The sequence below is a fragment of the Streptomyces sp. NPDC005728 genome, from assembly GCF_040630895.1.
Lineage (GTDB): Bacteria > Actinomycetota > Actinomycetes > Streptomycetales > Streptomycetaceae > Streptomyces.
In genome coordinates, this window is sequence record NZ_JBEXYL010000050.1 from 1,128 (window position 1) to 25,123 (window position 23,996).

The 23,996-nt window shown below is 72.7% G+C and carries 21 protein-coding genes; 14 read left to right on the forward strand and 7 right to left on the reverse strand.

Annotation, left to right across the window (positions count from 1 at the left end; genetic code table 11):
• Positions 1-431 precede the first annotated feature (431 nt).
• Entirely contained in the window at positions 432-1,226 is a 795-nt protein-coding gene (locus tag ABZ471_RS28700; RefSeq protein ID WP_359070387.1) for a hypothetical protein, read from the forward strand.
• A gap of 78 nt (positions 1,227-1,304) precedes the next feature.
• Here ABZ471_RS28700 and ABZ471_RS28705 read toward each other — a convergent pair whose 3' ends face one another.
• Positions 1,305-2,588, reverse strand: a complete 1,284-nt coding sequence (locus tag ABZ471_RS28705) for a DUF1015 domain-containing protein (protein WP_359070300.1) — start codon at positions 2,586-2,588, stop codon at positions 1,305-1,307.
• Between the two features lie 73 nt (positions 2,589-2,661).
• Between ABZ471_RS28705 and ABZ471_RS28710 the strand changes: the two genes are divergently transcribed.
• The 4 genes from ABZ471_RS28710 to ABZ471_RS28725 all read left to right on the forward strand — a co-directional run bounded on the left by ABZ471_RS28710 (position 2,662) and on the right by ABZ471_RS28725 (position 6,689).
• The gene (locus ABZ471_RS28710) at positions 2,662-3,690 is read left to right on the forward strand and encodes an HAD-IIA family hydrolase (RefSeq protein ID WP_359070302.1); all 1,029 of its coding nucleotides are present in this window, start codon (positions 2,662-2,664) and stop codon (positions 3,688-3,690) included.
• 73 nt (positions 3,691-3,763) lie between these two features.
• Positions 3,764-4,807, forward strand: a complete 1,044-nt coding sequence (locus ABZ471_RS28715; protein WP_359070304.1) for an iron chelate uptake ABC transporter family permease subunit — start codon at positions 3,764-3,766, stop codon at positions 4,805-4,807.
• 14 nt (positions 4,808-4,821) lie between these two features.
• Positions 4,822-5,841 carry an iron chelate uptake ABC transporter family permease subunit gene (locus tag ABZ471_RS28720; protein WP_359070389.1) on the forward strand — a complete coding sequence of 340 codons (1,020 nt, stop codon included), beginning with the start codon at positions 4,822-4,824 and terminating at the stop codon, positions 5,839-5,841.
• Positions 5,838-6,689, forward strand: coding sequence for an ABC transporter ATP-binding protein (locus tag ABZ471_RS28725; protein WP_359070307.1), 852 nt, complete (start codon positions 5,838-5,840; stop codon positions 6,687-6,689). Before ABZ471_RS28720 ends, ABZ471_RS28725 begins: the two co-directional genes overlap by 4 nt.
• Here ABZ471_RS28725 and ABZ471_RS28730 read toward each other — a convergent pair.
• Positions 6,673-7,020, reverse strand: a complete 348-nt coding sequence (locus ABZ471_RS28730; protein WP_359070309.1) for an SCP2 sterol-binding domain-containing protein — start codon at positions 7,018-7,020, stop codon at positions 6,673-6,675. The two genes, ABZ471_RS28725 and ABZ471_RS28730, sit on opposite strands and share 17 nt — an antisense overlap.
• 42 nt (positions 7,021-7,062) lie before the next feature.
• On the opposite strand from ABZ471_RS28730, the gene ABZ471_RS28735 reads away from it, so the two are divergent.
• The 6 genes from ABZ471_RS28735 to ABZ471_RS28760 all read left to right on the forward strand — a co-directional run bounded on the left by ABZ471_RS28735 (position 7,063) and on the right by ABZ471_RS28760 (position 13,179).
• The gene (locus ABZ471_RS28735; protein WP_359070311.1) at positions 7,063-7,371 is read left to right on the forward strand and encodes a hypothetical protein; all 309 of its coding nucleotides are present in this window, start codon (positions 7,063-7,065) and stop codon (positions 7,369-7,371) included.
• 55 nt (positions 7,372-7,426) lie between these two features.
• Positions 7,427-8,242, forward strand: a complete 816-nt coding sequence (locus ABZ471_RS28740; protein ID WP_359070313.1) for a TlyA family RNA methyltransferase — start codon at positions 7,427-7,429, stop codon at positions 8,240-8,242.
• Entirely contained in the window at positions 8,239-9,144 is a 906-nt protein-coding gene (locus ABZ471_RS28745; protein ID WP_359070315.1) for an NAD kinase, read from the forward strand. Before ABZ471_RS28740 ends, ABZ471_RS28745 begins: the two co-directional genes overlap by 4 nt.
• A gap of 56 nt (positions 9,145-9,200) precedes the next feature.
• Entirely contained in the window at positions 9,201-10,943 is a 1,743-nt protein-coding gene (recN, locus tag ABZ471_RS28750; RefSeq protein WP_359070317.1) for a DNA repair protein RecN, read from the forward strand.
• A 42-nt stretch (positions 10,944-10,985) separates the two neighbouring features.
• Positions 10,986-11,741 carry a hypothetical protein gene (locus tag ABZ471_RS28755; RefSeq protein WP_359070319.1) on the forward strand — a complete coding sequence of 252 codons (756 nt, stop codon included), beginning with the start codon at positions 10,986-10,988 and terminating at the stop codon, positions 11,739-11,741.
• A 301-nt stretch (positions 11,742-12,042) separates the two neighbouring features.
• Positions 12,043-13,179 (forward strand): glycosyltransferase family 4 protein, encoded by a 1,137-nt coding sequence (locus ABZ471_RS28760; RefSeq protein ID WP_359070391.1) that lies wholly within the window; start codon positions 12,043-12,045, stop codon positions 13,177-13,179.
• On the opposite strand, the gene ABZ471_RS28765 is transcribed toward ABZ471_RS28760, so the two are convergent.
• The 4 genes from ABZ471_RS28765 to ABZ471_RS28780 all read right to left on the reverse strand — a co-directional run bounded on the left by ABZ471_RS28765 (position 13,176) and on the right by ABZ471_RS28780 (position 17,980).
• Positions 13,176-14,825, reverse strand: coding sequence for a PucR family transcriptional regulator (locus ABZ471_RS28765; protein ID WP_359070321.1), 1,650 nt, complete (start codon positions 14,823-14,825; stop codon positions 13,176-13,178). The genes ABZ471_RS28760 and ABZ471_RS28765 overlap by 4 nt on opposite strands.
• A gap of 49 nt (positions 14,826-14,874) precedes the next feature.
• Positions 14,875-16,257 (reverse strand): FAD-binding oxidoreductase, encoded by a 1,383-nt coding sequence (locus ABZ471_RS28770; protein WP_359070323.1) that lies wholly within the window; start codon positions 16,255-16,257, stop codon positions 14,875-14,877.
• 98 nt (positions 16,258-16,355) lie between these two features.
• Complete coding sequence (locus ABZ471_RS28775; protein WP_359070393.1) at positions 16,356-17,573, reverse strand: YbfB/YjiJ family MFS transporter; 1,218 nt, start codon at positions 17,571-17,573, stop codon at positions 16,356-16,358.
• A 104-nt stretch (positions 17,574-17,677) separates the two neighbouring features.
• On the reverse strand, positions 17,678-17,980 hold the full coding sequence (locus ABZ471_RS28780) for a muconolactone Delta-isomerase family protein (RefSeq protein WP_359070325.1): 303 nt from the start codon (positions 17,978-17,980) through the stop codon (positions 17,678-17,680).
• A 163-nt stretch (positions 17,981-18,143) separates the two neighbouring features.
• Here ABZ471_RS28780 and ABZ471_RS28785 point away from each other — a divergent pair, with 163 nt between their 5' ends.
• A complete protein-coding gene (locus ABZ471_RS28785; RefSeq protein WP_359070327.1) occupies positions 18,144-19,067 on the forward strand; it encodes a LysR family transcriptional regulator in 924 nt (307 codons plus the stop codon).
• Positions 19,068-19,167: 100 nt separating this feature from the next.
• On the opposite strand, the gene ABZ471_RS28790 is transcribed toward ABZ471_RS28785, so the two are convergent.
• A complete protein-coding gene (locus ABZ471_RS28790) occupies positions 19,168-20,970 on the reverse strand; it encodes a glycoside hydrolase family 15 protein (RefSeq protein WP_359070395.1) in 1,803 nt (600 codons plus the stop codon).
• 534 nt (positions 20,971-21,504) lie between these two features.
• On the opposite strand from ABZ471_RS28790, the gene ABZ471_RS28795 reads away from it, so the two are divergent.
• Both ABZ471_RS28795 and ABZ471_RS28800 read left to right on the forward strand, forming a co-directional pair.
• Positions 21,505-23,154 (forward strand): CTP synthase, encoded by a 1,650-nt coding sequence (locus ABZ471_RS28795; RefSeq protein WP_359070329.1) that lies wholly within the window; start codon positions 21,505-21,507, stop codon positions 23,152-23,154.
• Between the two features lie 98 nt (positions 23,155-23,252).
• Entirely contained in the window at positions 23,253-23,879 is a 627-nt protein-coding gene (locus tag ABZ471_RS28800; RefSeq protein WP_359070331.1) for an NUDIX hydrolase, read from the forward strand.
• Positions 23,880-23,996: the final 117 nt, after the last annotated feature.

Below are 23,996 nucleotides of genomic sequence, written 5' to 3' on the forward strand. Positions count from 1 at the left end.
TACGTCGTGACGACCGTGGTGGAGACCGTCCTGCCTTCCGTCGTGACGACCGTGGTGGAGACCGTCCTGCCTTCCGTCGTGACGACCGTGGTGGAGACCGTCCTGCCTTCCGTCGTGACGACCGTGGTGGAGACCGCCCCACCTTCCGACGCGATGACCGACGTGACGACCGGCGCGATGACCGACGTGACGACCGTCGGGGCGAGGACCGTGGCGGTTTCCGGCGGGACGACAGCCGTGGTGAGCGCGGGGGCTTCCGGGGCCAGGACGACCGAGGCGGCCGTGGGCCCCGACGGGACGACCGCGGTGGTCGACCGGGCGGCTTCCGGGGACGTGACGACCGGCGCGACGACCGCCGTGATGACCGCCGTGGCGGCGGCCGCTTCCGTGACGAGCGCGACCGGGACCGGGACCGTGAGCCGATCAAGCGGCTGCCGATCCCGGAGGGCGTCACCGGCGACGAGATCGACAAGGACGTCCGGCAGGAGCTGCAGAGCCTGCCCAAGACGCTCGCGGAGGATGTCGCCAAGAACCTGGTGATGGTCGCGCGGCTCATCGACGAGGACCCCGAGGGCGCCTACGGCTACTCCAGGGTGGCTCTGCGCCTCGCGTCCCGCGTGGCCGCCGTACGCGAGGCCGCGGGCTTCGCCGCGTACGCCAACCAGAAGTACAGCGAGGCCCTCGCCGAGTTCCGGGCCGCGCGGCGCATGACCGGCACTGCGGAACTGTGGCCGGTGATGGCCGACTGCGAGCGTGGACTCGGGCGGCCGGAGAAGGCGCTGGACATGGCCGGCGCCCCCGAGGTGCACAAGCTGGACAAGGCCGGCCAGGTCGAGATGCGGCTCGTCGCGGCGGGTGCCCGGCGTGACATGGAGCAGCTGGACGCGGCCATCGTGACCCTGCAGAGCCCGGAGCTGGCCTCCAACTCCGTGCAGCCCTGGACCGCGCGTCTGCGCTACGCCTACGCCGACGCCCTGCTGGCCGTCGGCCGGGTGAACGAGGCGCGGGAGTGGTTCGCGAAGGCCGTCGAGGCCGACCGGGACGGCAGCACGGACGCCTCCGACCGGCTCGCCGAGCTTGACGGCGTGGAGTTCGTCGACGCCCTCGACGAGACCGAGAACGAGAACGAGAACGGGAACGAGATCGAGACCGGGCGTGAGAGTGAGAACGACGGCGAGCCGGTGAGCGAGGACGCCGACGCCGTCACGCAGGACGACAAGGACTGATCCGAGTCGGCGACAGAGTGACAAGGTGACGAAGGGCGGGACCCCTATGCCGGGTCCCGCCCTTTCGCATGCGCCGGGTCACATCTCCAGTGCCCGCAGCACCAGCCCCGACGCCGGCTTCGGGCCGAACGACGTCGACTTGCGGGGCATCGTCACGCCCTGGCGGGCGAGGTCGCGTACGACCTCCTCGTGGACCGGGTGCATCAGGACGGCCGTGCCGCCGTCGCGCTCGGCCTTCCTGACCGTGGCGGCCGTGTCGTGGATGTAGGCGATGTGGGCCGGGGAGTCCTCGGGGATGTGCCAGACATGGTCGAGGAGTGTGGCGTGCAGGACGGTGGCGTCCAGGGAGCGCCAGGCCGCCGGGCGGTCCGTGGGGATCGTCCGGGCGAGCAGGTCCGGGTCCGGGCGGTCGACGAGGTGGAAGGCGCCGTCGCCGGCCAGCAGGAAGGCGTTGCCCGCGGATGCCGCGTCCGCGAGCGCCTCCAGGGCCCCGGCCAGCGGCGCGTCCAGGCGTCGTACCCGGAACAGGTCCTGCACCGCCGCCAGTGCGTCCGCGACCGGCAGGCCGTGCAGCAGGCGGTGGATGGCGCGGACGCGCAGCGGGTAGCGGGCGGTGTCGACCAGCAGGACCAGACCGTGGTCCCAGGGGCTGGGGGAGGGGTGCTCGGCGCGCAGCTGCCGGTAGGTGGCCCAGCGGTGGTGGCCGTCGGCGATGAGGGCCTGGTGGTGGGCCAGGTCGGTCTGGACGAGGGCCACGTCGGCGGGGTCGGTGATCGACCAGAGGCGGTGGTGGAAGCCGTCCTCGGTGGTCGTGGCGAGCAGCGGGGGCTTCTCCGCCGTGCGCTCGACGACCTCGGCCGCGGTGCCATTGCCGCGGTAGGTCAGCAGCAGGGGCTCCAGGTTGGCGCGGGTGGCGCGCATCAGCGCCGCGCGGTCGGCGACCACCGGGGGAATGACGTCCTCGTGCGGCAGCACCACGCCCTCCGCGGGCTCTGACACGCGTAGAGCGCCGATGACACCGCGCTGGAGCATGCCGTTGCCGTCCTGCTGCTCGTACACGTACAGGGCGGGGTCCGGGTCGGCGGCCAGGACGCCCTCGGCGAGCCAGCGGCGCAGGGTGTCGGCCGCCTGTTCGTTGCGGGAGCTGGGCGTGGCGGCCTGGGGGAGGATCAGCCGGACGATGTTGTACGGGTCGGCCGACTGGAGGTGGTGCAGGCCGTCTGGGCGTACGACGACGTCATAGGGAGGGGAGGTGACGGCGGCCAGGCTGCCGACCCGGTCGGGGTCGTAGCGAAGGCCGCGGAACGGGGTGAGTTCCAGGCCTTTGCGCACCGTGGCTTCCGAGTGACCTGCAGTGTTCATCCCGGCATCGTACGTGTGTGAGGGGTGTGCGGGATGATCGAGGGAGACACGGTCGAACGAGGAGCGATGTGGAATGAGCCAGGGTGTCAGGACGAGGCCCGAGGGCAGTGGACAGCCCCTGAACACGGCGTACGACACGGCGCTGCTCGATCTGGACGGTGTGGTGTACGCCGGCGGGAACGCGATCGTGCACGCCGTCGACTCGCTGGCCCACGCCCGCGCGGGCGGGATGCATCTGGCCTACGTCACCAACAACGCGCTCCGGACGCCGGACGCCGTGGCGGAGCATCTGACGGAGCTGGGGATACCGACGGGGGCGGCCGACGTCATCACCTCGGCCCAGGCGGTCGCGCGGTTGATCAGCGAGCAGGTGCCGGCCGGCTCCCGCGTGCTGGTGATCGGCGGTGAGGGGCTGCGGGTGGCGCTGCGCGAGCGCGGCCTGACGCCGGTGGAGTCGGCGGACAACGATCCGGCGGCGGTCGTGCAGGGGTTCGGCGGGCCCGATCTGACGTGGGGGCGGTTCGCGGAGGCGTCGTACGCCGTGGCGCGCGGGGTGCCGTGGTTCGCGTCCAACACCGATCTGACGATTCCCAGCGGGCGGGGCATCGCGCCGGGCAACGGGGCGGCCGTGGAGGTCGTACGGATCGCGACCGGGGCGGAGCCGCAGGTGGCGGGCAAGCCGCTGCCGCCCATGCACCGGGAGACGATCCTGCGCACGGGCGCGAAGCGGCCGTTGGTGGTCGGGGACCGGCTGGACACGGACATCGAGGGCGCGTTCAACGGCGGGGTGGACTCGCTGCTGGTGCTGACCGGCGTCACGGACGGCCCCCAGCTGCTCGCCGCGCCGCCGCAGCACCGGCCGACGTACGTCGATGCCGACCTGCGCGGGCTGCTCACCGGTCAGCCGGACGTCACGGATGACGGCGACGGGTTCCGCTGCGGTGGCTGGCGGGCGGCGGCCGGGGCGGACCGACTGGAGCTGGAGGGCGCGGGCGAGGCGCTGGACGGGCTGCGGGCGCTGTGCGCGGCGGCCTGGACGGCGGCCGGGGACGGTTCCTGCGAGCTGGACGGCGGGAAGGCCCTGGCGCGTCTCGGGCTCTGAGCAGGGAGGTCCGAGCCGAGCACGAGGCCCCTCGGCATCGAGATCGAATGCGAGGGTAGGCTAACCTAACCTCGTGTTGGTCGACAGTCCTCCGGAACAGCGCGCGGAGATCGCCCCCGCGCCCCCAACCCGCCGGGCGGTGCGGGCTCTTGGGCTTCTCCTCTCCGTCGCGATCCTGGTGCTCGTCGCGCTGGCGAGCGTCGCGATCGGGGCGAAAGCGCTGTCGCTGGACCAGGTCTGGCACGGCCTGTTCCACGACACGGGGACGTACGGCGACGTCGTCGTGGACGAGCGGCTCGCGCGCACGGTCCTCGGCCTGCTGGCCGGTGCCGCGCTCGGTCTGTCCGGGGCGGTGCTCCAGGCGCTCACCCGCAATCCGCTGGCCGATCCCGGGCTGCTCGGCATCAATGCCGGTGCCTCCGCTGCCGTCGTCACGGCCATCACCTACTTCGGCGTCACGAGTCTGACCGGATATGTGTGGTTCGCCTTCGCCGGAGCGGCGGCGGTCGGTGCGCTGGTCTGGTTCCTCGGCGGCAGCCGGGGCGCCACACCGGTGAGGCTCGCGCTCGCCGGTACGGCGATCAGCGCGGCGCTGTACGGCTATCTCCAAGCCGTGATGATCATGGACGACGTGGCGCTGGGCAGGATGCGCTTCTGGACGGTGGGTTCGCTGGCCTCGGCCACCGACTCGACCATCGTGCAGGTGCTGCCGTTCCTCGCGGTGGGCACGGTTCTCGCACTCGCACTGGCCCGGCCGCTGAACGCCATGGAGATGGGCGACGACACCGCCCGCGCCCTCGGCGCCCACCTGGGCCGCACCCGGGCGCTGGCGATGCTGGCCGCCACCGTGCTGTGCGGCGCCGCGACCGCGGCCTGCGGTCCGATCGTCTTCGTCGGCCTGATGGTCCCGCACATCGTGCGCTCCTTCACCGGCCCCGACCTGCGCTGGATCCTGCCGTACGCGACGGTCCTGTCGCCCGTGCTGCTGCTCGGCGCCGACGTCGTCGGCCGGGTCGTGGCCCGCCCGTCGGAACTCCAGGTCGGCACCGTCACCGCGATCATCGGCGGCCCGGTCTTCATCTTTCTCGTACGACGGCGGAGGACGGCGCAGCTGTGAAGAGCAACCGTGTCATGAGGACGCCGGGCGGGCTCTCGCTGCGTCTGGACGTCCGGGCCGTCACCGTCGTCGTCCTGCTGCTGCTCGCCGCGCTCGCCGCGAGCGTCGTGCTGATCGGCACCGGCGACTTCCCGATCTCGGCGGGCGATGTGGTGAAGACGCTGGTCGGCAACGGCAACGCCGGTCAGGAGTTCATCGTCAACGAGCTACGGCTGCCGCGGGTCCTGGTCGGGCTGCTGGTCGGCGCCTCCCTCGGGCTGGGCGGGGCGCTGTTCCAGGCCGTCACCCGCAATCCGCTGGGCAGCCCGGACGTGCTCGGCCTCGGGCAGGGGGCGACCGCCGGGGCGCTCGTGATGATCGTGCTGTTCTCCGGGAGCGCGGCCCAGGTCACCTTGGGCGCGCTCGTGGGCGGTCTGGTGACCGGGCTCGCCATCTATCTGCTTGCCTGGAAGCAGGGTGTGCACGGTTATCGACTGGTGCTGGTCGGCATCGGTGTCTCTGCGATCGTCACGGCGATCAACGGCTATCTGCTCACCGTGTCCGACATCGTCGACTCGGCCCGTGCCGTCGTCTGGATGACGGGGTCCCTCAACGGCCGCGACTGGGACCAGGTCTGGCCGCTGCTCGGGCTGTGTGCCGTGCTCGTGCCGCTCGTCCTCGCCAACGCGCGCGGGCTCAGGATGACGGAGATGGGCGACGACGTCTCGCACGCCCTCGGTGTGCGCGTCGAGCGCGTACGGGCGCTGCTGATGGTGGCCGCCGTCCTGCTCACCGCGACCGCCACCGCCGCGGCCGGACCGGTCAGTTTCGTGGCCCTCACCGCACCACAGCTCGCCCGTCGCCTGACCCGTTCTCCCGGCCCGAACCTGATGCCGTCCCTCTGCATGGGCGCCGCCCTCCTGGTCACCGCCGACTGGGCCTCGCAGCGGGCCTTCGGCGCCGACCAGCTGCCCGTCGGGGTGGTCACCGGGGTCCTCGGCGGCGCCTATCTGCTGTGGCTGCTGGTCACCGAGCGCAGGGCGGGCCGGATATGAGCGGCTCAGCGAACCCGTACACCCGAAGGAGCACTGTGAACCGCCTGTCCGCCGAGAACGTCACCCTCGCCTACGACCAGCGCGTCATCGCCGAACAGCTGTCGGTGGAGATCCCCGACAACTCGTTCACGGTGATCGTCGGTCCGAACGCGTGCGGCAAGTCGACGCTGCTGCGGGCGCTGTCACGGATGCTCAGGCCGAGCCAGGGCCGGGTGCTGCTGGACGGGCAGGTCATCCAGTCGATGCCCGCCAAGAAGGTCGCCCGGACGCTCGGCCTGCTGCCGCAGTCGTCCATCGCGCCGGACGGGATCACCGTCGCCGATCTCGTCGGCCGCGGCCGCTACCCGCACCAGGGCATCCTGCGGCAGTGGTCCGCCGAGGACGAGCGGGTCGTCCAGGATTCCATGGCGCAGACGGGCGTCGCCGAACTCGCCGACCGGTACGTGGACGAGCTGTCCGGCGGCCAGCGGCAGCGCGTGTGGATCGCCATGGCGCTCGCCCAGCAGACCCCGCTGCTGCTCCTGGACGAGCCGACCACCTATCTGGACATCCAGCACCAGATCGACGTCCTCGACCTGTGCGCGGAGCTGCACGAGACCCAGGGCCGCACCCTGGTCGCCGTCCTGCACGACCTCAACCACGCCGCCCGGTACGCCACCCATCTCATCGCCCTGCGCGACGGCCGGGTGATCGCCGAGGGCGCCCCGAACGACATAGTGACGGCCGAACTGGTCGAGGAGGTCTTCGGACTGCGCTGCCAGATCATCGACGACCCCGAGACGGGGACCCCGCTGGTGGTGCCGGCCGCCAGGAAGGCGCGAGCGGAGCGGGCTACAGCAGCTTCCTGAGCCGGAACAGGTCCAGCAGGTTCGCCTCCAGCCTCACCCGGCCCGAGCCCCAGGCGGTCGCGAAGTTCAGCTCGCCGTCCACCAGCGTCACCAGGTCGTCGCCCGCCATGGCCAGCCTGATCTGCGCCCGCTCGTGCGGTGGCCCCGGACGGGTCTCGTCCACCTCGATGCGACCGCCCGTCAGGCGGCCCGTGAAGGTGACGTCCAGGTCGGTGATGTGGCAGCTCACGGAGCGGTCCAGGGCGGCGGCCGCGCGGGCGTCGCCCTCGGCGCCCTGCATGTTGTCCGAAAGCTTGCCCAGCGCGGCGCGGCACTCCTCGATCGTGGCCATCGCGCACGACGGTACCCCAGCGGTTCGGGGTAGCGTCTGGGCATGAGCGAGTCCGTGTCAGAGGCCGAGGTCGGCACCGAGTTCGTGGCCGGGGCGGAGGCCGCGGCCGACGTCGAACCCGAGTACGACCCCGCTGCCCCCGCACCCCTGAACGTCCCCCGCACCCCCACCGGCAATGCCGAGGTCGACGCACAGCTGGAGCGGCTCGCCGACGCCGACCACCTGGCCGCCGACGGACACCTCGAGGTGTACGAGGATGTACACCGGGGGCTGCGCGAGGCGCTCACCGCACTCGACGCCCGCCCCGGACCTCCGGCTCCCACCCGTCACCCGACCGCCGCCCCTCAATGAGACCCTTCGGGTCACACCTATCGATTGCCGTACGGGAACAGGAGCTGAACCGAACGTGGCAGGAGTCGCACGCCGTCGTCTGGACGCGGAGCTGGTCCGGCGGAAGCTGGCGCGCTCGCGCGAGCACGCCAGCCAGCTGATCGCCGCCGGGCGGGTCACCGTCGGCAGGACCCTGGCGACCAAGCCGGCCACGCAGGTGGAGACCGCCGCGGCGATCGTGGTCCAGTCCGACGACAGCGACCCCGACTACGTCTCCCGGGGCGGGCACAAGCTGGCCGGCGCGCTGGAGGCCTTCGTGCCGCAGGGGCTCGTCGTCGAGGGCCGGCGCGCGCTGGACGCCGGCGCGTCCACCGGCGGCTTCACCGACGTCCTGCTGCGCGCGGGCGCCGCCCATGTCGTCGCCGTGGACGTCGGTTACGGCCAACTCGCGTGGTCTCTCCAGAACGATGAACGCGTCACCGTCAAGGACCGTACGAACGTACGCGAGTTGACGCTTGAGGCGATCGATGGGGAACCTGTGGATCTTGTCGTGGGCGATCTGTCCTTCATCCCGCTCGGGCTGGTGCTGCCCGCCCTGAAGCGGTGCGTGAAGCCGGACGCCGACCTGGTGATGATGGTCAAGCCGCAGTTCGAGGTGGGGAAGGAGCGGCTCGGCAGCGGGGGTGTCGTACGGAGTCCGCAGCTGCGGGCGGACGCCGTGCGCGGGGTGGCCGAGAAGGCCTGGGAGCTGGGGCTCGGGGTGCGAGGAGTCACCGCCAGCCCGCTGCCCGGTCCCTCGGGCAATGTCGAGTACTTTCTCTGGCTGCGGGCCGGCGCTCCCGAACTGGAGCCGGCCGACGTCGACCGAGCAGTGGCGGAGGGGCCGAGTTGACACAGAACCGAACGCGTACTGTTTTCCTGCTCGCCCACACCGGGCGGCCCGCGGCGATCCGCAGTGCGGAACTGGTGGTCAAGGGACTGCTGGCGCACGGCATCGGCGTGCGGGTGCTGGAGGAGGAGGCGCGCGACCTGCCGCTGCCCGACGAGGTTCAGCTGGTCAAGGAAGCGACACCGCAGTGCCTCGACGGCTGCGAGCTGCTGATCGTGCTCGGCGGCGACGGCACGCTGCTGCGCGGCGCGGAGTTCGCCCGGGCGTCCGGAGTGCCGATGCTCGGCGTCAACCTCGGACGGGTGGGATTCCTCGCGGAGGCCGAGCGGGACGACCTCGATCGGGTGGTCGACCGGGTGGTGGCGCGGTCGTACGAGGTCGAGGAGCGGATGACCGTCGATGTCGTCGTGCACCGCAACGGGGACATCGTGCACACGGACTGGGCACTGAACGAGGCGGCCGTGCAGAAGGCCGGCGCCGAGAAGATGCTCGAGGTCGTGCTGGAGATCGACGGCCGGCCGGTCACCGCATTCGGGTGCGACGGGATCGTCCTGTCGACGCCCACCGGGTCCACGGCGTACGCGTTCTCCGCCGGGGGGCCTGTGGTGTGGCCCGAGGTGGAGGCGCTGCTGATGGTGCCGATCAGTGCGCACGCGCTGTTCGCGAAGCCGTTGGTGACCTCACCGGATTCCGTGCTCGCTGTGGAGGTCCTGCCTCATATTCCGCCCGGGGTGCTGTGGTGCGACGGGCGGCGGACCATCGAGTTGCCGCCGGGGGCGCGGGTGGAGGTACGGCGCGGGGCGGTGCCGGTGCGGCTGGCTCGGCTGCATCATTCGTCCTTCACCGACCGGCTTGTGGCGAAATTCGCTCTGCCCACGCACGGGTGGCGGGGGGCGCCGCACTAGGCACCCGTAGGGGGATGGACAGGCGGGCCGTGTGCACTCGCCCGCCCGGACCTCGTATGGTCTGTTCCGTGTTGGAGGAGATGCGGATACGGTCGCTCGGGGTCATCGACGATGCCGTCGTCGAGTTGTCGCCGGGATTCACCGCCGTCACCGGTGAGACGGGTGCGGGCAAGACCATGGTGGTCACCAGCCTGGGGCTGCTGCTCGGTGGGCGGGCGGACCCGGCGCTCGTGCGGATCGGGGCCGGGAAAGCGGTCGTGGAGGGGCGGATCGCCGTCCCCCCGGGCACGGCCGCGGTCGTACGGGCCGAGGAGGCCGGGGCCGAGCTGGACGACGGGGCCCTGCTGATCAGCCGTACCGTTTCCGCCGAGGGGCGCTCGCGGGCGCACCTGGGCGGGCGCAGTGTGCCTGTGGGGCTGCTCGCCGAGCTGGCGGACGACCTGGTGGCCGTGCACGGGCAGACCGACCAGCAGGGGCTGCTGAAGCTGTCCCGGCAGCGGCAGGCCCTGGACCGGTACGCGGGCGATGCCGTCGCCGTACCGCTGGCCAAGTACACCGAGGCCTACCGGCGGCTGCGGGCCGTCTCCGTCGAGCTGGAGGAGATCGTCACACGCGCGCGTGAGCGCGCCCAGGAAGCCGACATGCTCCGGTACGGGCTCGAGGAGATCTCCGCCGTCGAGCCGCGGGCCGGGGAGGACGTGGAGCTGGCCGAGGAGGCGGAGCGGCTGGGGCACGCGGAGGCGCTGTCGTCCGCAGCCACCGCCGCGCACGCCGCTCTCGCGGGCAACCCCGAGGACCCCGAGGGAATCGACGCCGCGACCCTCGTCGCGGGCGCGCACCGGGCCCTGGAGGCCGTCCGGTCCCACGACCCGGCGCTCGCCTCCCTCGCCGAGCGGATCGGTGAGGTCGGGATCCTGCTCGGTGACGTGGCCGGTGAGCTGGCCGGGTACGCCGACGACCTGGACGCCGATCCGCTGCGGCTGGCCGCCGTGGAGGAGCGCAGGGCCGCGCTGGGCGGTCTCACGCGGAAGTACGGGGACGACATCAACGCCGTGCTCGCCTGGGCCGAGCAGAGTGCCGCGCGGCTCACCGAGCTGGACGGCGACGACGAGCGCACCGGCGAGCTGACCGCCGAGCGGGACGCCCTGCGCACCGAACTGGGCGGACTGGCGCAGGCGTTGACGGACGCGCGGACGGAGGCCGCCGAGCGGTTCGCCGCCGCCGTGACCGCCGAACTGGCCTCGCTGGCGATGCCCCACGCGCGCGTGTCCTTCGACATCCGGCAGGCCGAGGACCCGGACGGCGTCGAGGTCGACGGGCGCGCGGTGGCGTACGGGCCCTCGGGCGTGGACGAGGTCGAGCTGCTGCTCGCCCCGCACCCGGGCGCCCCGCCGCGGCCCATCGCCAAGGGCGCCTCCGGCGGTGAGCTGTCGCGCGTGATGCTCGCCGTGGAGGTCGTCTTCGCGGGCACCGACCCCGTGCCGACGTACCTCTTCGACGAGGTCGACGCCGGTGTCGGCGGCAAGGCCGCGGTGGAGATCGGGCGGCGCCTGGCGAAGCTCGCCAAGTCCGCACAGGTCGTCGTGGTCACCCACCTGCCGCAGGTCGCCGCCTTCGCCGACCGCCAGCTGCTGGTCGAGAAGACCAACGACGGCTCCGTCACCCGCTCCGGCGTGAAGGTCCTGGAGGGCGAGGAGCGGGTCCGCGAGCTGTCCCGGATGCTGGCCGGCCAGGAGGACTCGGAGACGGCCCGCGCCCACGCCGAGGAACTGCTGGCGACCGCCCGGGCCGACCTCTAGGTCCTGTCCGGTGGTGCCTGTCCGGCGGCCTAGGGTGGCGGCATGATCAGCCGTGCCCGAAGGCCCCGCTCGTTCCTGCTGTCCGCCGCGCTCACCCGGGCCGGTCAGGCGCTCCTGCGCGCCGAGCCGCCGGGCGGACGGCGGCGCTGGGAGCGGAAGAACTACGCGGGGCGGACCGTCGGGCTGTACGCCGGGCCCGCCGCGGCCCTCGCCACGGCGGTCGCCGCCGCGCGGGTCCACCCCGGTGCCGGACTGGCGGTGCTGGCGGCCGGAGTCTGCGGGGCGTACGACGATGTCGCGGGGGCCGGGGACCCGCGGCGCGGCTTCCGGGCGCATCTGGGCGCGCTGCGGGGCGGCGAAGTCACCGGTGGGTCCGTGAAATTGTTCGGGATCTCCGCCGCCGGGCTGGTGGCGGGGGCCCTGATGAAGGAGCGGCCGGTCGACAAGGTGCTGGCGGGTGTCGTGATCGCCGGGGCCGCGCACTGCGTGAACCTGGTCGACGTGCGGCCGGGGCGTGCGGCCGGTGCGGTGCTCGCGCTGGGGGCGCCCGGGCTGTTGCGGAAGGGACCCGGCGGGGAGCTGACCGCGGCGGCCATGGGCGGTGCCGCGGCCGTGCTTCCCGACGACCTCGGCGAGCGCGAGATGATCGGTGACGCGGGGGCGCACGCCCTGGGGGCGGCGCTCGGTGCCGCCGTCGTCGCCTGCAACGGGCGCGCGGGGTTGCTCGCGCACGCCCTCGCGGTGGTCGCTGCCACGGCGTACGGGGATCGGGCGAGTGATCCGGTGCGGGCGCAGTGAGCCTCTGACCTCGGGGTACGGGCATGGAGATCATGCGGCCGAGCCGGGATTCTCCTCACCCGTGTGGGTGACGTGCTCCGGCGTACTGCTCCGGCCCGCCGCGCTGTGCGCCTCCCCGGATTTCCCGGAACGGCCGTACCTCCTGGCATGCTTGGCAGAGAACCCGGGGCGGGCGGCGGGCCGAACGCGGTCCGCGCGGGAGGCGCGCGGTATGTCCTTCCACCCCTCTCCGCCCGCTACCTTCTGTACGTTTCTACGTGACCGCCCGCGCCGAGTCAGGAGCCCCGGCCCCGTGAGCCCCGTGAGCCCCGTGAGCAGCAACGCACCGCACGGCCAGTCGTCGCTGCGCACCGTGCAGGTGCTGGGCGGAGGCAACGCCGGCAGCAGTGCGCACGTACGCTCCCTGGCCGAGGGGCTCGTCGCCCGGGGCGTGCGGGTCACGGTGTGCGCCCCCGTCGAGGCCGATCGCGCCTACGACTTCAGCGGGGCCGGCGCCGACCATGTGCACGTGCCGCGCAGCAGCGACCCGGCCTCCGTGACCGCGCTCCGGGCGGCCTGTGCGGACGCCGACCTGGTGCACGCGCACGGGCTGCACGCCTCCTTCCGCGCCGTTCTCGCGCTCAGCGGGCGCAGCACCCCGCTGGTGGTCACCTGGCACAACCGGGCCCGGGCGGAGGGTGCGCGGGCGCACCTGCTGCGGCTGCTGGAGCGACGCGTGGTCAGGACGGCCGCCGTGGTCCTCGGCACCACCTCCGACCTGGTGGACCGGGCGCGCCGGACGGGTGCCCGGGACGCCCGGCTCGCGGCCGTGGCCCTGCCCGGTCGGCGCCGGCCCGTCGAGCACGACGACCCCGACCGCGGGCGCCCCAAGACCCGTGCCGAACTCGGCGCCACCGGCCGCCCCTTGCTGATGGCGGTCGGCTCCCTCGACCGGGAGCGCGGCTACGACGTCCTGCTGGACGCGGCCCGGGCCTGGCGGCACCTCGACCCCGTACCGCTGGTCGTCGTCGCGGGGGAGGGGCCGCTGCGGCCGGAGCTGCAGCGGCGGATCGAGGACGAGGAGCTGCCGGTGCGGCTCGTCGGGCGGCGCGAGGACGTGCCCGTGCTGCTCGCGGCCGCCGATCTGGCGCTGCTGACCAGCAGGTGGGAGTCACGGTCCGTCCTCGCCCAGGAGGCGCTGCACGCGCGCGTGCCGCTCGTCGCGACACGCGTCGGCGGCATCCCGGAACTCGTGGGTGACGCGGCCGAACTCGTCCCGTACGGCGACGCGGAGGCGCTCGCGGACGCCGTCGTACGGCTGCTCGCGGATCCCCGGCGGCGCGAGCAGCTGCGGGAGCGGGGCGTGCGGCAGGCCGCGACCTGGCCTACGGAGGACGAGACCGTCGCCCAAGTCCTCAGCGTCTACGACGAGTTGACCCAGCCGAGGCCGCTGGCCTAGGGAACGTGCCGACGGGCCCGCAGGGCCAGGCTCAACGCCAGTACCGTCTGCGGGTCGTCGAGGTCGGTGCCCAGCAACTCCCCGATGCGGGCGAGCCGGTTGTAGAGGGTCTGGCGGTTGAGGTGCAGCTCGCGGGCCGTCTCCGCCTTGCGGCCCGCATGCGCGAGATAGGTCTCCAGGGTGGGCAGCAGCGGCGGCTTGGAGCGGTGGTCGTGGTCGCGCAGCGGGCCGATCGCACGGTCCACGAAGGCCGACAGGTCCGGGTGGTCCCGCAGCCGCCACAGGAGGAGGTCGATGTCCAGACGGCGGGCGTCGTACCAGGGGCGGTCGGTCAGGCCCTGCGCCGCCGTCGCCGTCTCCGCCGCGTGCCGCAGGCCCGCCGACGCGGCCGCCCAGCCGCCGGCCACCCCGACCACCACGACCGGCGGCGGGGCGCCCGGCCGCTGCATCCCGGCCCGCTCGACGCCCGCCCGCAGCGCGGCCGCCACCCGGTCCGCCACCGCCGAGCGCTCCGACTCCGAGCGCAGCCCGAGCAGCACCGGCACCCGGCCCTCGACCGGCCGCACGCCCAGCAGCACCGGCACGCCCACCGAGGTCAACTCCTCGGCGACGGCCCGCGCCAGCACCGCCCAGCCGCCGCCCGGGGAAAGGGAGTCCCCGACCCGCATGACCACCGGCAGCAGCGGGCTGTTCCCGGGCTTGAAGCCGAGGACCCGGGCCTGCGCCGGGGCGTCCTCCGCGGTGATCCGGCCCTCGGCGAGGTCCGTGAGGAAGTCGCCCCGGCCACGCGCCGCCAGCTCCTCCTCCTGCCGGGCCTGCATCAGCACCACGGCCAGGATGCCCGCGGCCCGCTCGGCGGCGATCCGGTGCACCGGAGCGAGCGGAGAGCGGACCGGCAGCAGTACCAGACGGGCCCGTACGGACCCCGTCCCCGCCCCGGGCCCGCCGCCGGGCACGTCCACGAGCACCGAACCGGCGGGCGGCGGCGCGTCCTTGTGCGGACCCCGCAGCCCCTCCCACACCTGCAGCGGATCCGCGCCCTCGGGGCCGGATCCCGCGGCGTACAGCAGCCGGCCGTCCGCCGTCTCCAGGAACACCGGGTTGGCGCTGAAGTCGGCCAGGATGCCCAGCACCTGCGGCACCCCGCCACCGCCCAACAGCGCCTCGGTACACCGGCGGTGCACCTCCTCGGCGCGCTGGAGCAGCGCGTAGTGCCCGTTGACGATCTCGGTGTGGATCTCCTCGGTCACGGTCACGAACGGCACCTCGCGGTGCAGCTGGACCAGCGGCAGCCTCGCGCTGCGGGCGGTGTCCACCAGGGCGGCCGGCAGCCGGGCGAACCGCGGGCCCAGCTCCACCACCAGCGCGGCGATCCCGCGCTCGGCGAGCGTGCGCACGAACGCGCGCTGCTCTGCAGGGCGGGTGCCCAGGCCGTAGCCGGTGGTCAGCAGCAGCTCGCCGCCCTTGAGCAGCGAGGCGATGTTCGGCACCTCGCCCGCGTGCACCCAGCGGACCGTGCGCCCCAGCCGGTCGGCGCCCGCCACGATCTCCGGGAGCCCGCTGCGCAGTCCGGGCAGCTCCAGGGCTCGCTGAACGGTGATCCCCGCGCCCTGAGTGGCGAATCTGCTCTCCGTACCGCTGTCCATGGAGCGGACGCTACCTGCGTAAACGCCCGGACGACAGCGCGAGCCGCAGCTAGATCGGCCGGATGTTGTGGTTGAAGCGGAACACGTTGTCGGGGTCGTACGCCCGCTTCACCTTCTCCAGCCGCAACAGGTTCCCGGCGCCCAGTCCCGCCCGCACCCGCTCGGCGCCCTCCTCGCCGATGAAGTTCAGGTAGACGGCGCCGGTGCTCCACGGCCGGACACCCGCGCGGACGTCCCGTACCCAGGCGACGGCCCGCTCGTCGTCGGCCGGGTCCTCCCAGACGGCGAAGGGATGCACCGCCCAGGCCGCGTCCCGGTACGGCACCGGGTACCCGTGCGGACCGGCGGCGATCGCGCCGCCCTGCGGGAAGATCAGGTGCTGGGTGGAGGTCGGCACCGGCATGTCCTCGCCACGGGCGCAGTAGACGTCCACCAGCTCGTCGGGCAGAGCGGTCAGGTACTCCGCCGACCAGTAGTTCCGCTGGCCGGGCGGATCGTCCAGCATGCACTGCAGGTCCGCGTAGGGCAGGTCGCCGACCAGCTCCGCCTCGTGCGGCAGCGCCAGCAGCGGCTGGGCCAGCTTGCGCAGATCGTCCTCGCCGCCGGTGTACGTCAGCAACGCCGCGCACAACCGCAGACCCACCAGGTGCTCCGGTACGAACTCCAGAGGCGGGCCGGTCAGATACAGCACTGCGCCGCTCACCGCGTCGGGGCCGCTGATGATGATCTCGCGGAAGGTGCGGGCGGCGTCCGGGCCGAACTGCGGGCGGTACAGCAGCAGCGCGATCGAGAACTCGGGCAGCTCGTGCAGCTCCAGGGTGAGCGCGGTGGCGATGCCGAAGTTGCCGCCGCCGCCGTGCAGCGCCCAGAACAGCTCGGGGTTCTCGTCGGCGTTCGCGTGCACCTGCTCGGCGCCGGCGGTCACCAGCTCCGCGCCGATGAGGTTGTCGACGGCGAGGCCGAAGGCGCGGTCCAGCCAGCCGGTGCCGCCGCCCAGCACGAAGCCGCCGACGCCGGTGGTCGAGGCCCGGCCGCCGGTGGTCGCGAGGCCGTAGGGCTGGGTGGCCCGGTCGAGATGGCTCATCGTGGCGCCGCCCTCGATCCGGACCGCCTCGGCGGCCGGGTCCACGGTCACCCGGTGCATCCGGCGCAGGTCCACCACGAGCGCGCCGTCGCCCAGGGCCGTGCCGGCCACGCTGTGCCCGCCGCCGCGCACGGCGATGGGCAGATCCAGCTCACGCCCGAAGCGCACCGCGCGGACCACGTCCTTCGCGTCCGCGCACTGCGCGATCACGGCCGGACGCTTGTCGATCATCCCGTTGAAGACGACACGCGCCTCGTCGAAGCCCGGATCCCCCGGGGCGAACACCTCGCCGACCAGGTCCTCGCGCAGCGCGACCAGGGCCGCGCCCGCCTTCGAGAGGGAAGCCATGGCCGCCCCCTTCCAGAACAGGGTGTTGTCCACCACCAGCCTAGGAGGGCACGGCCGGTCGGGCGCGCTGCGCGCTCCTGAGACGCCGCCCCGACCCGTCAGACGTCGCCGCCGGCCCGGGCCGTCGCGGCACCCACCGCTGTGGGCTGTCCCGCCGATGCGCCGCGCCGCACCACCATCCCGCGGTCCGGGAAGCCGATGCGCAGCACGGCCGCGGCCGCGGCGGCGGCCAGCACCACGGCGGCGGCCATGAAGAGGGCCTGGTGGTAGCCCTGGCGGAGCAGGGGGGAGACGATCAGCGGGCCGAGGATCTGGCCGACGGAGTAGCCGGCGGTCAGCAGCGCGACCGAGCGCGGGAACCCCAGATGCGAGCCTGCGGCGAGGGCCAGCGTGCTGACGCCGATGAAGGTGGCGCCGAACAGGACGGCGGAGACCAGCGCGGCCGGCACTGCGCCGACCAGCGCGGGCAGCGCGATGCCGGCCGCCTGGACGACGAGCGCGACGAGCAGCAGACCGGGAAGGGACCAGCGGCGTCCGAGCCGGGCCCACAGGGCCGAGGAGGGTACGGCGGCCAGACCCACCAGGACCCAGGCGCCGCTGCCGATCCACCCCGGGCAACTCTGCTCGATCGCGGCGACGAGGAACGTACCGGCGACGATGTAGCCGATGCCTTCCAGGCTGTAGGAGGCGAGCAGCAGCCCGAACCGGCTGCGCTCGCCGGGCCCCGGCCTCCCGGCCGCCGCCTTCCCGGATTCTGCATTCCCGGCTGTCGCCTTCCCCGCTTGCGCCCTGCCGGGTGCCGCGGCGGTGGCCGGCGGCTGCTCGGGGCGCATTTTCCACGCGGCGGCCGTGAGGATCGCGGCGAGGGCGGCCGAGGCCCACCAGGCGGCCCGCCAGTCGGCGACGGGACGCAGCACGAGAACGAGCAGGCCGGACAGGGCGATGCCGGCGCCCACGCCGCCGAAGGCCCAGCCGGACAGGTGGGCGGGGTGTGCGCGCAGACGGCTGTGGAGAGAGCTGACGGCGATGACGAAGACCAGGGCACTGGCGATACCGGCCAGCAGCCGCAGCGTGATCCATGCCGCCGTGCCGTGGGTGACGGGCATGGCGGCCAGGCTGCCGGTCAGCGCGATCAGCGAGGCGCGCAGCAGAGCCGGTGAGCGCACCAGCGCGGGCGCCAGGATGCCGGTGAGCGCGCCGACGAGATAGCCGAGGTAGTTGGCGGTGGCCAGATGGGCGCCCGAGCCCGCGGACAGCCCGGCCCGGGCGTGCATCAGGGGCAAGATCGGGGTGTAGACGAACCGCCCGACGCCCATGCCCGCGGCGAGCGCCGCCGCGGCCTGTGCGACGTGGGTCCAGGGAGAGGACCGCAAGGAAGCGGGCGGAGCGTCTTCCCGGTCCAAGGGGAACGACGGGGCACTCACGCGGCGTCGCCTGCCCGGCCGGGGTCGTTGGGGTGGGATACGAGGGGGGTGACGGTGACGGTCATCCACGGGCGCAGCGGCAGCGTGCCGAGCACCTCCTCGTGCAGCTTCTCCTCGTCCGCGGCCAGCCAGATCCCGATGCTGCGCAGCTCGCCGACCGGCCGCCACAGCCGCGCCAGGTTGCCGGTGGTGGCCAGCTCCTTCGCGCGGACCGCCTCGGCGGCCCGCCGCCGGTCGACCTCGTCCTGGCTGGTGCCGTCCGGGACAGTGGTGGTGATCTCGACCAGGAACTCTCGCATGGTCCTGCTCCGCTCGATGGTCTCGTCCGGTGCCTTCCGTCGCACCGAGGGGGCGGATTCGGGTGGCACCGGCCCGCTCCGAGTTCAGTGTCCGCCGGTCACCATCGGCCTGCCACGACGGGCCTTCTCCCTTCTGGGAGGCGTGGCCTCACACCGACGTAGCATGACGGACGTGGAGCTGCGCCAACTTCGTTACTTCGTCGCGGTGGCCGAGGAACTGCACTTCGGCCGGGCCGCCGAGCGGCTCCTGATCGCCGGACCCTCCCTGTCCCAGCAGATCAAGTCGCTCGAACGCGATCTGGGAGTACGCCTGTTCGACCGTGACCGCCGTTCGGTGTCTCTCACCGCGGCCGGCTCGGCCCTGCTCCCGCACAGCCGGGATCTGCTGGAACGGGCCGACGACCTGCGGCGGCGTGCCCGCCGGCTCTCCGGATCCGAACCGGTACGCCTCGGCTACGTCAACTGGCTCCCCCCGGACCTGACCGCCCGCACCTCCGCGGTGGCCCAGGTCCACGTCGACGCGTGGGTCGCCCCCTCGCACACCCAGGCCGCCCGGGTCGCCGACGGCAGCCTGGACCTCGCGGTGTGCTGGGTGCGCGCCGACGACCTGGAGCGGCGCGACCTGTGCGCCCGGCTCATCGGTGCCGACCGGCTCTACGCCGTCGCCACCGGAAGGGACACGAGCGACGTGCCCGCCCGGGACACCGTCGTCCTCCTGGACGACGACACCACGTCCTGGTCGTCCTGGAACGCCTTCGCCGGGGAACTGGCGCGGGACACCGGCGCGCGCCCGGTGCACATCGCCGACGGCGGGATCACCGGCCCCGCCTTCTTCGACCACGTCCGCCGCAGTGGCAGCCCGGTCGTCAACTCGCCCAAGGGCCAGACCACCCCGCTGCCGCCCGACCTGGTGAAACGCCCCGTCGTCACACCGCGGATCCACTGGACCTGGTCCCTGACCTGGCGCCGCGCCGAGGCCCGCAGTGCCGTCCTCGCCGTCGTCGACGCCCTCTGCGACGGCGCCGACGACCTGCCGATCCACGGCCCGGGCGCCTGGCTCCCCGCCAAGGACCCGTACCGGCGCTAGCGCCGGCGGCGCCCGACCGGACAGCCGTCCGGTGGACCGGCCGCACGCGACCGGTCCGGATCCCGTACGCGCTCAGCCTCTGGTCCGGATCCGTACGCGCTCAGCCGCCGTACGCCCCCGACGCCGTCAGCCGCAGCGCGGTGTCGATCAGCGGAACGTGGCTGAAGGCCTGCGGGAAGTTGCCGACCTGGCGCTGCAGACGCGGGTCCCACTCCTCGGCGAGCAGACCGAGGTCGTTGCGCAGCGCGAGGAGCTTCTCGAACAGCTTGCGGGCCTCGTCCACCCGGCCGATCATCGCCAGGTCGTCCGCCATCCAGAACGAGCAGGCCAGGAAGGCCCCCTCGTCGCCCGGGAGGCCGTCGACGCCCTCGCTCTCGCCCTCCGTCGGGTAGCGCAGGATGAACCCGTCCGGGGTGGACAGCTCGCGCTGGATCGCCTCGATCGTGCCGATCACCCGCTTGTCGTCCGGGGGCAGGAAGCCCATCTGCGGGATCAGCAGCAGCGAGGCGTCCAGCTCCTTGGAGCCGTAGGACTGCGTGAAGGTGTTGCGGTCCTTGTCGTAGCCCTTCTCGCACACGTCCCGGTGGATGTCCTCGCGCAGTTCCTTCCAGCGCTCCAGCGGGCCGTCCGCATCCCCGGACTCGATCAGCTTGATGGTGCGGTCCACCGCGACCCAGGCCATCACCTTGGAGTGCACGAAGTGCCGGCGCGGGCCGCGCACCTCCCAGATGCCCTCGTCCGGCTCCTGCCAGTGGTCCTCCAGGTAGCGGATCAGCTTCAGCTGGAGCAGCGAGGCGTAGTCGTTGCGGGCCAGACCCGTCATGTGCGCCAGGTGCAGGGCCTCGGTGACCTCGCCGTACACGTCCAGCTGGAGCTGGTGCGCGGCGCCGTTGCCGACCCGGACCGGGGCCGAGTTCTCGTAGCCGGGCAGCCAGTCCAGTTCGGCCTCGCCCAGCTCGCGCTCGCCCGCGATGCCGTACATGATCTGCAGGTTCTCCGGGTCGCCGGCGACCGCCCGCAGCAGCCACTCGCGCCAGGCGCGGGCCTCGTCGCGGTAGCCCGTGCGCAGCAGCGAGGACAGGGTGATCGCCGCGTCCCGCAGCCACGTGTAGCGGTAGTCCCAGTTGCGGACGCCGCCGATGTCCTCGGGCAGCGAGGTGGTGGGGGCCGCCACGATGCCGCCGGTGGGGGCGTACGTCAGCGCCTTCAGGGTGATCAGCGAGCGGACCACCGCCTCGCGGTACGGGCCGTGGTACGTACAGTGCTCGACCCAGTCGCGCCAGAAGTCCTCCGTCGCCTGCAGCGACAGCTCCGGCTCCGGCAGTGCGGGCGGCTGCTTGTGCGAGGGCTCCCACGAGATCGTGAACGCGATCCGGTCACCCGGGGCGACCGTGAAGTCGGCGTAGGTCGTCAGCGCCTTGCCGTAGGTCTCGGCCTCCGTGTCGAACCACACCGAGTCCGGTCCGGCGACCGCCACCGTGCGGCCCTCGTGCTTGTGCACCCAGGGCACCACCCGGCCGTAGGAGAACCGCATCCTGAGCGCCGAGCGCATCGGCACCCGGCCGGTGACACCCTCCACGATCCGGATCAGCTGCGGGGCACCGTCACGCGGAGGCATGAAGTCCGTCACACGCACCGTGCCGCGCGGGGTGTCCCACTCGGACTCCAGGATCAGCGAGTCGCCGCGGTAGCTGCGCCGGGCGGCCCTGGGGGGCGCCGCGTCGGCGGCGTGCGCCGGGCCGAGCCGCCAGAAGCCGTGCTCCTCTGTGCCCAGCAGGCCGGCGAAGATGGCATGCGAGTCGAAGCGGGGCAGGCACAGCCAGTCGACTGTGCCGTCCCGGCAGACCAGTGCCGCGGTCTGCATGTCTCCGATGAGTGCGTAATCTTCGATGCGCCCGGCCACGTGCAACTCCAGTCGAACGGCCACGTCACCCCCGCGCAGGGGGGCTGTCGCTAGTGCGGTCAAGGGGTCGTTGTTGTGCGTCGTTGAGCGGTGAAGCAAAGCAGCCTGCCGAGTCCTGAGGCAAAACGACAGTCTTTGCTCAACGAACTGCCGCGCGCTCGTTGTTCCGGGTGATGCAGGCGGGGGTGTGCCGTCGTTTCCGGCCGGGCTCGGCAGCGAGTGTCCGAGCAGGATACGACGCACGTAGATGATCTGCGTGCCGCTCCGGGCAACCCGTGTGGGCCGAAAGAGTGAGCGCGGGGTAAGAACGGTGTGACCGGTGCGTGCCGGTGTCGACGCATGTGGCGGGGCATCCCGTGTCGGTGCGAACGCGGAGCGTGGCCGGAAGCCATCCCGCTCGGGCGCTGTTACGCTGGTAGCCCGTGGACCGGTGGGCGACAAACCCCCGAACCGCAGCGACGGCGCCTCCGGAACTCTCCGGGCAGGGGGCCGGACCGCATCACAGACAGCGACCACGGGAGCCCCCTCTTGGCCATGACGCCCAAATCCACGACGACCAAGCACATCTTCGTCACCGGGGGTGTCGCCTCCTCGCTCGGCAAGGGCCTCACCGCCTCCAGCCTGGGCATGCTGCTCAAGGCCCGCGGTCTGCGTGTCGTGATGCAGAAGCTGGACCCGTACCTGAACGTCGACCCGGGCACGATGAACCCCTTCCAGCACGGTGAGGTGTTCGTCACCAACGACGGCGCCGAGACCGACCTGGACATCGGCCACTACGAGCGCTTCCTCGACCGCGACCTGGACGGCTCCGCGAACGTCACCACCGGTCAGGTGTACTCGACCGTGATCGCCAAGGAGCGCCGCGGCGAGTACCTGGGCGACACCGTGCAGGTCATCCCGCACATCACCAACGAGATCAAGCACCGCATCCGGCGCATGGCCACCGACGAGGTGGACGTCGTCATCACCGAGGTCGGCGGCACGGTCGGCGACATCGAGTCGCTGCCGTTCCTGGAGACGGTCCGCCAGGTCCGTCACGAGGTCGGCCGGGACAACGTCTTCGTCGTCCATATCTCGCTCCTGCCGTACATCGGCCCCTCCGGCGAGCTGAAGACCAAGCCGACCCAGCACTCCGTCGCCGCGCTGCGCAACATCGGTATCCAGCCGGACGCGATCGTGCTGCGCTGCGATCGCGAGGTGCCGACCGCGATCAAGCGCAAGATCTCGCTGATGTGCGACGTCGACGAGGCCGCCGTGGTCGCCTGCCCGGACGCCCGCTCGATCTACGACATCCCGAAGGTCGTGCACTCCGAGGGCCTGGACGCCTATGTCGTCCGCAAGCTGGACCTGCCCTTCCGTGACGTGGAGTGGACGACCTGGGACGACCTGCTCGACCGCGTCCACAACCCCGACCACGAGATCACCCTCGCCCTGGTCGGCAAGTACATCGACCTGCCCGACGCCTATCTGTCGGTCACCGAGGCGCTGCGCGCGGGCGGCTTCGCCAACAAGGCGCGCGTCAAGATCAAGTGGGTCACCTCGGACGACTGCAAGACCCCGGCCGGCGCCAAGGCGCAGCTCGGTGACGTCGACGGCATCTGCATCCCGGGCGGCTTCGGCGACCGCGGTGTGCTCGGCAAGGTCGGCGCCATCCGCTACGCCCGCGAGAACAAGATCCCGCTGCTCGGCCTCTGCCTGGGCCTGCAGTGCATCGTGATCGAGGCCGCCCGCAACCTGGCCGACATCCCGGACGCCAACTCCACCGAGTTCGACCCGGCCACCGGCCACCCGGTCATCTCCACCATGGCCGAGCAGATGGACATCGTCGCCGGCGAGGGCGACATGGGCGGCACCATGCGGCTGGGCATGTACCCGGCGAAGCTGGCCGAGGGCTCCATCGTGCGCGAGGTGTACGACGGCAAGGAGTACGTCGAGGAGCGGCACCGCCACCGCTACGAGGTGAACAACGCCTACCGCGCGGAGCTGGAGAAGAACGCCGGCATCCTCTTCTCGGGCACCTCCCCGGACGGCAAGCTCGTCGAGTACGTCGAGTACCCGCGCGACGTCCATCCCTACCTGGTCGCCACGCAGGCGCACCCCGAGCTGCGCTCGCGGCCGACCCGTCCGCACCCGCTCTTCGCCGGCCTGGTGAAGGCCTCGGTCGAGCGGAAGAACTCCAAGTAACACACCAGTTGTACGGTGGCCGGGGTGCATACCTTCAAAGGGTGAGCACCCCGGTTTCATCCGGCCGGTCTGTTTCACAGCGCGCGGAAGGACAGGGCATGACGATCAAGGACACTCCCGAGGAGTGGGAGATCCGGGCGACGCAGACGCCTTTCGTGGGCAACAAGACCTCCGTGCGCACGGACGACGTGGTCATGCCCGACGGCTCCGTCGTCCGTCGCGACTACCAGGTGCACCCCGGTTCCGTGGCCGTCCTCGCCCTCGACGAGGAGGACCGCGTCCTGCTCATCCGCCAGTACCGCCACCCGGTGCGGCAGAAGCTGTGGGAGATCCCGGCCGGTCTGCTCGACGTGCCCGGTGAGAACCCGCTGCACGCCGCCCAGCGTGAGCTGTACGAGGAGGCGCACGTCAAGGCCGAGGACTGGCGGGTGCTGACCGACGTGTACACCACCCCCGGCGGCTGCGACGAGGCCGTACGGATCTTCCTCGCCCGCGATCTGTCCGAGGCCGAGGGGGAGCGCTTCGCGACGGAGCACGAGGAGACCGACATGGAGTACGCGCGCGTACCGGCCGACGAGCTGGTGCGCCTGGTACTCGCCGGCGACGTGCACAACAACTGCCTGGTCGTGGGCGTCCTGTCCCTGGTCGCGGCCCGGGGCGGGGACGGTCTCGACGCCCTGCGCCCGGCGGACGCGCCGTGGCCCGCGCGTCCCTTCGAGTCCTGAACCCACCCGTCACCCACCCGTCCGTGCGTTGATGTGACGATCGCCTGATCCGATCGGGGGACGTGCCCGCCGCGCTCCACCCGGAACGTCGCAGAGCGTGAACTAGGCTCTGGAACA

Excerpts from the sequence above, each read along its gene's own strand:
- recN (WP_359070317.1), top strand. The coding sequence starts at position 9,201 with ATGGTCTGTTCCGTGTTGGAGGAGATGCGGATACGGTCGCTCGGGGTC.
- ABZ471_RS28770 (WP_359070323.1), bottom strand. The coding sequence starts at position 16,257 with ATGGCTTCCCTCTCGAAGGCGGGCGCGGCCCTGGTCGCGCTGCGCGAG.
- ABZ471_RS28710 (WP_359070302.1), top strand. The coding sequence starts at position 2,662 with ATGAGCCAGGGTGTCAGGACGAGGCCCGAGGGCAGTGGACAGCCCCTG.
- ABZ471_RS28775 (WP_359070393.1), bottom strand. The coding sequence starts at position 17,573 with ATGGGCGTCGGGCGGTTCGTCTACACCCCGATCTTGCCCCTGATGCAC.
- ABZ471_RS28705 (WP_359070300.1), bottom strand. The coding sequence starts at position 2,588 with ATGAACACTGCAGGTCACTCGGAAGCCACGGTGCGCAAAGGCCTGGAA.
- ABZ471_RS28780 (WP_359070325.1), bottom strand. The coding sequence starts at position 17,980 with ATGCGAGAGTTCCTGGTCGAGATCACCACCACTGTCCCGGACGGCACC.
- ABZ471_RS28730 (WP_359070309.1), bottom strand. The coding sequence starts at position 7,020 with ATGGCCACGATCGAGGAGTGCCGCGCCGCGCTGGGCAAGCTTTCGGAC.
- ABZ471_RS28795 (WP_359070329.1), top strand. The coding sequence starts at position 21,505 with ATGACGCCCAAATCCACGACGACCAAGCACATCTTCGTCACCGGGGGT.
- ABZ471_RS28720 (WP_359070389.1), top strand. The coding sequence starts at position 4,822 with ATGAGGACGCCGGGCGGGCTCTCGCTGCGTCTGGACGTCCGGGCCGTC.
- ABZ471_RS28800 (WP_359070331.1), top strand. The coding sequence starts at position 23,253 with ATGACGATCAAGGACACTCCCGAGGAGTGGGAGATCCGGGCGACGCAG.
- ABZ471_RS28755 (WP_359070319.1), top strand. The coding sequence starts at position 10,986 with ATGATCAGCCGTGCCCGAAGGCCCCGCTCGTTCCTGCTGTCCGCCGCG.
- ABZ471_RS28765 (WP_359070321.1), bottom strand. The coding sequence starts at position 14,825 with ATGGACAGCGGTACGGAGAGCAGATTCGCCACTCAGGGCGCGGGGATC.
- ABZ471_RS28725 (WP_359070307.1), top strand. The coding sequence starts at position 5,838 with ATGAGCGGCTCAGCGAACCCGTACACCCGAAGGAGCACTGTGAACCGC.
- ABZ471_RS28735 (WP_359070311.1), top strand. The coding sequence starts at position 7,063 with ATGAGCGAGTCCGTGTCAGAGGCCGAGGTCGGCACCGAGTTCGTGGCC.
- ABZ471_RS28785 (WP_359070327.1), top strand. The coding sequence starts at position 18,144 with ATGACGGACGTGGAGCTGCGCCAACTTCGTTACTTCGTCGCGGTGGCC.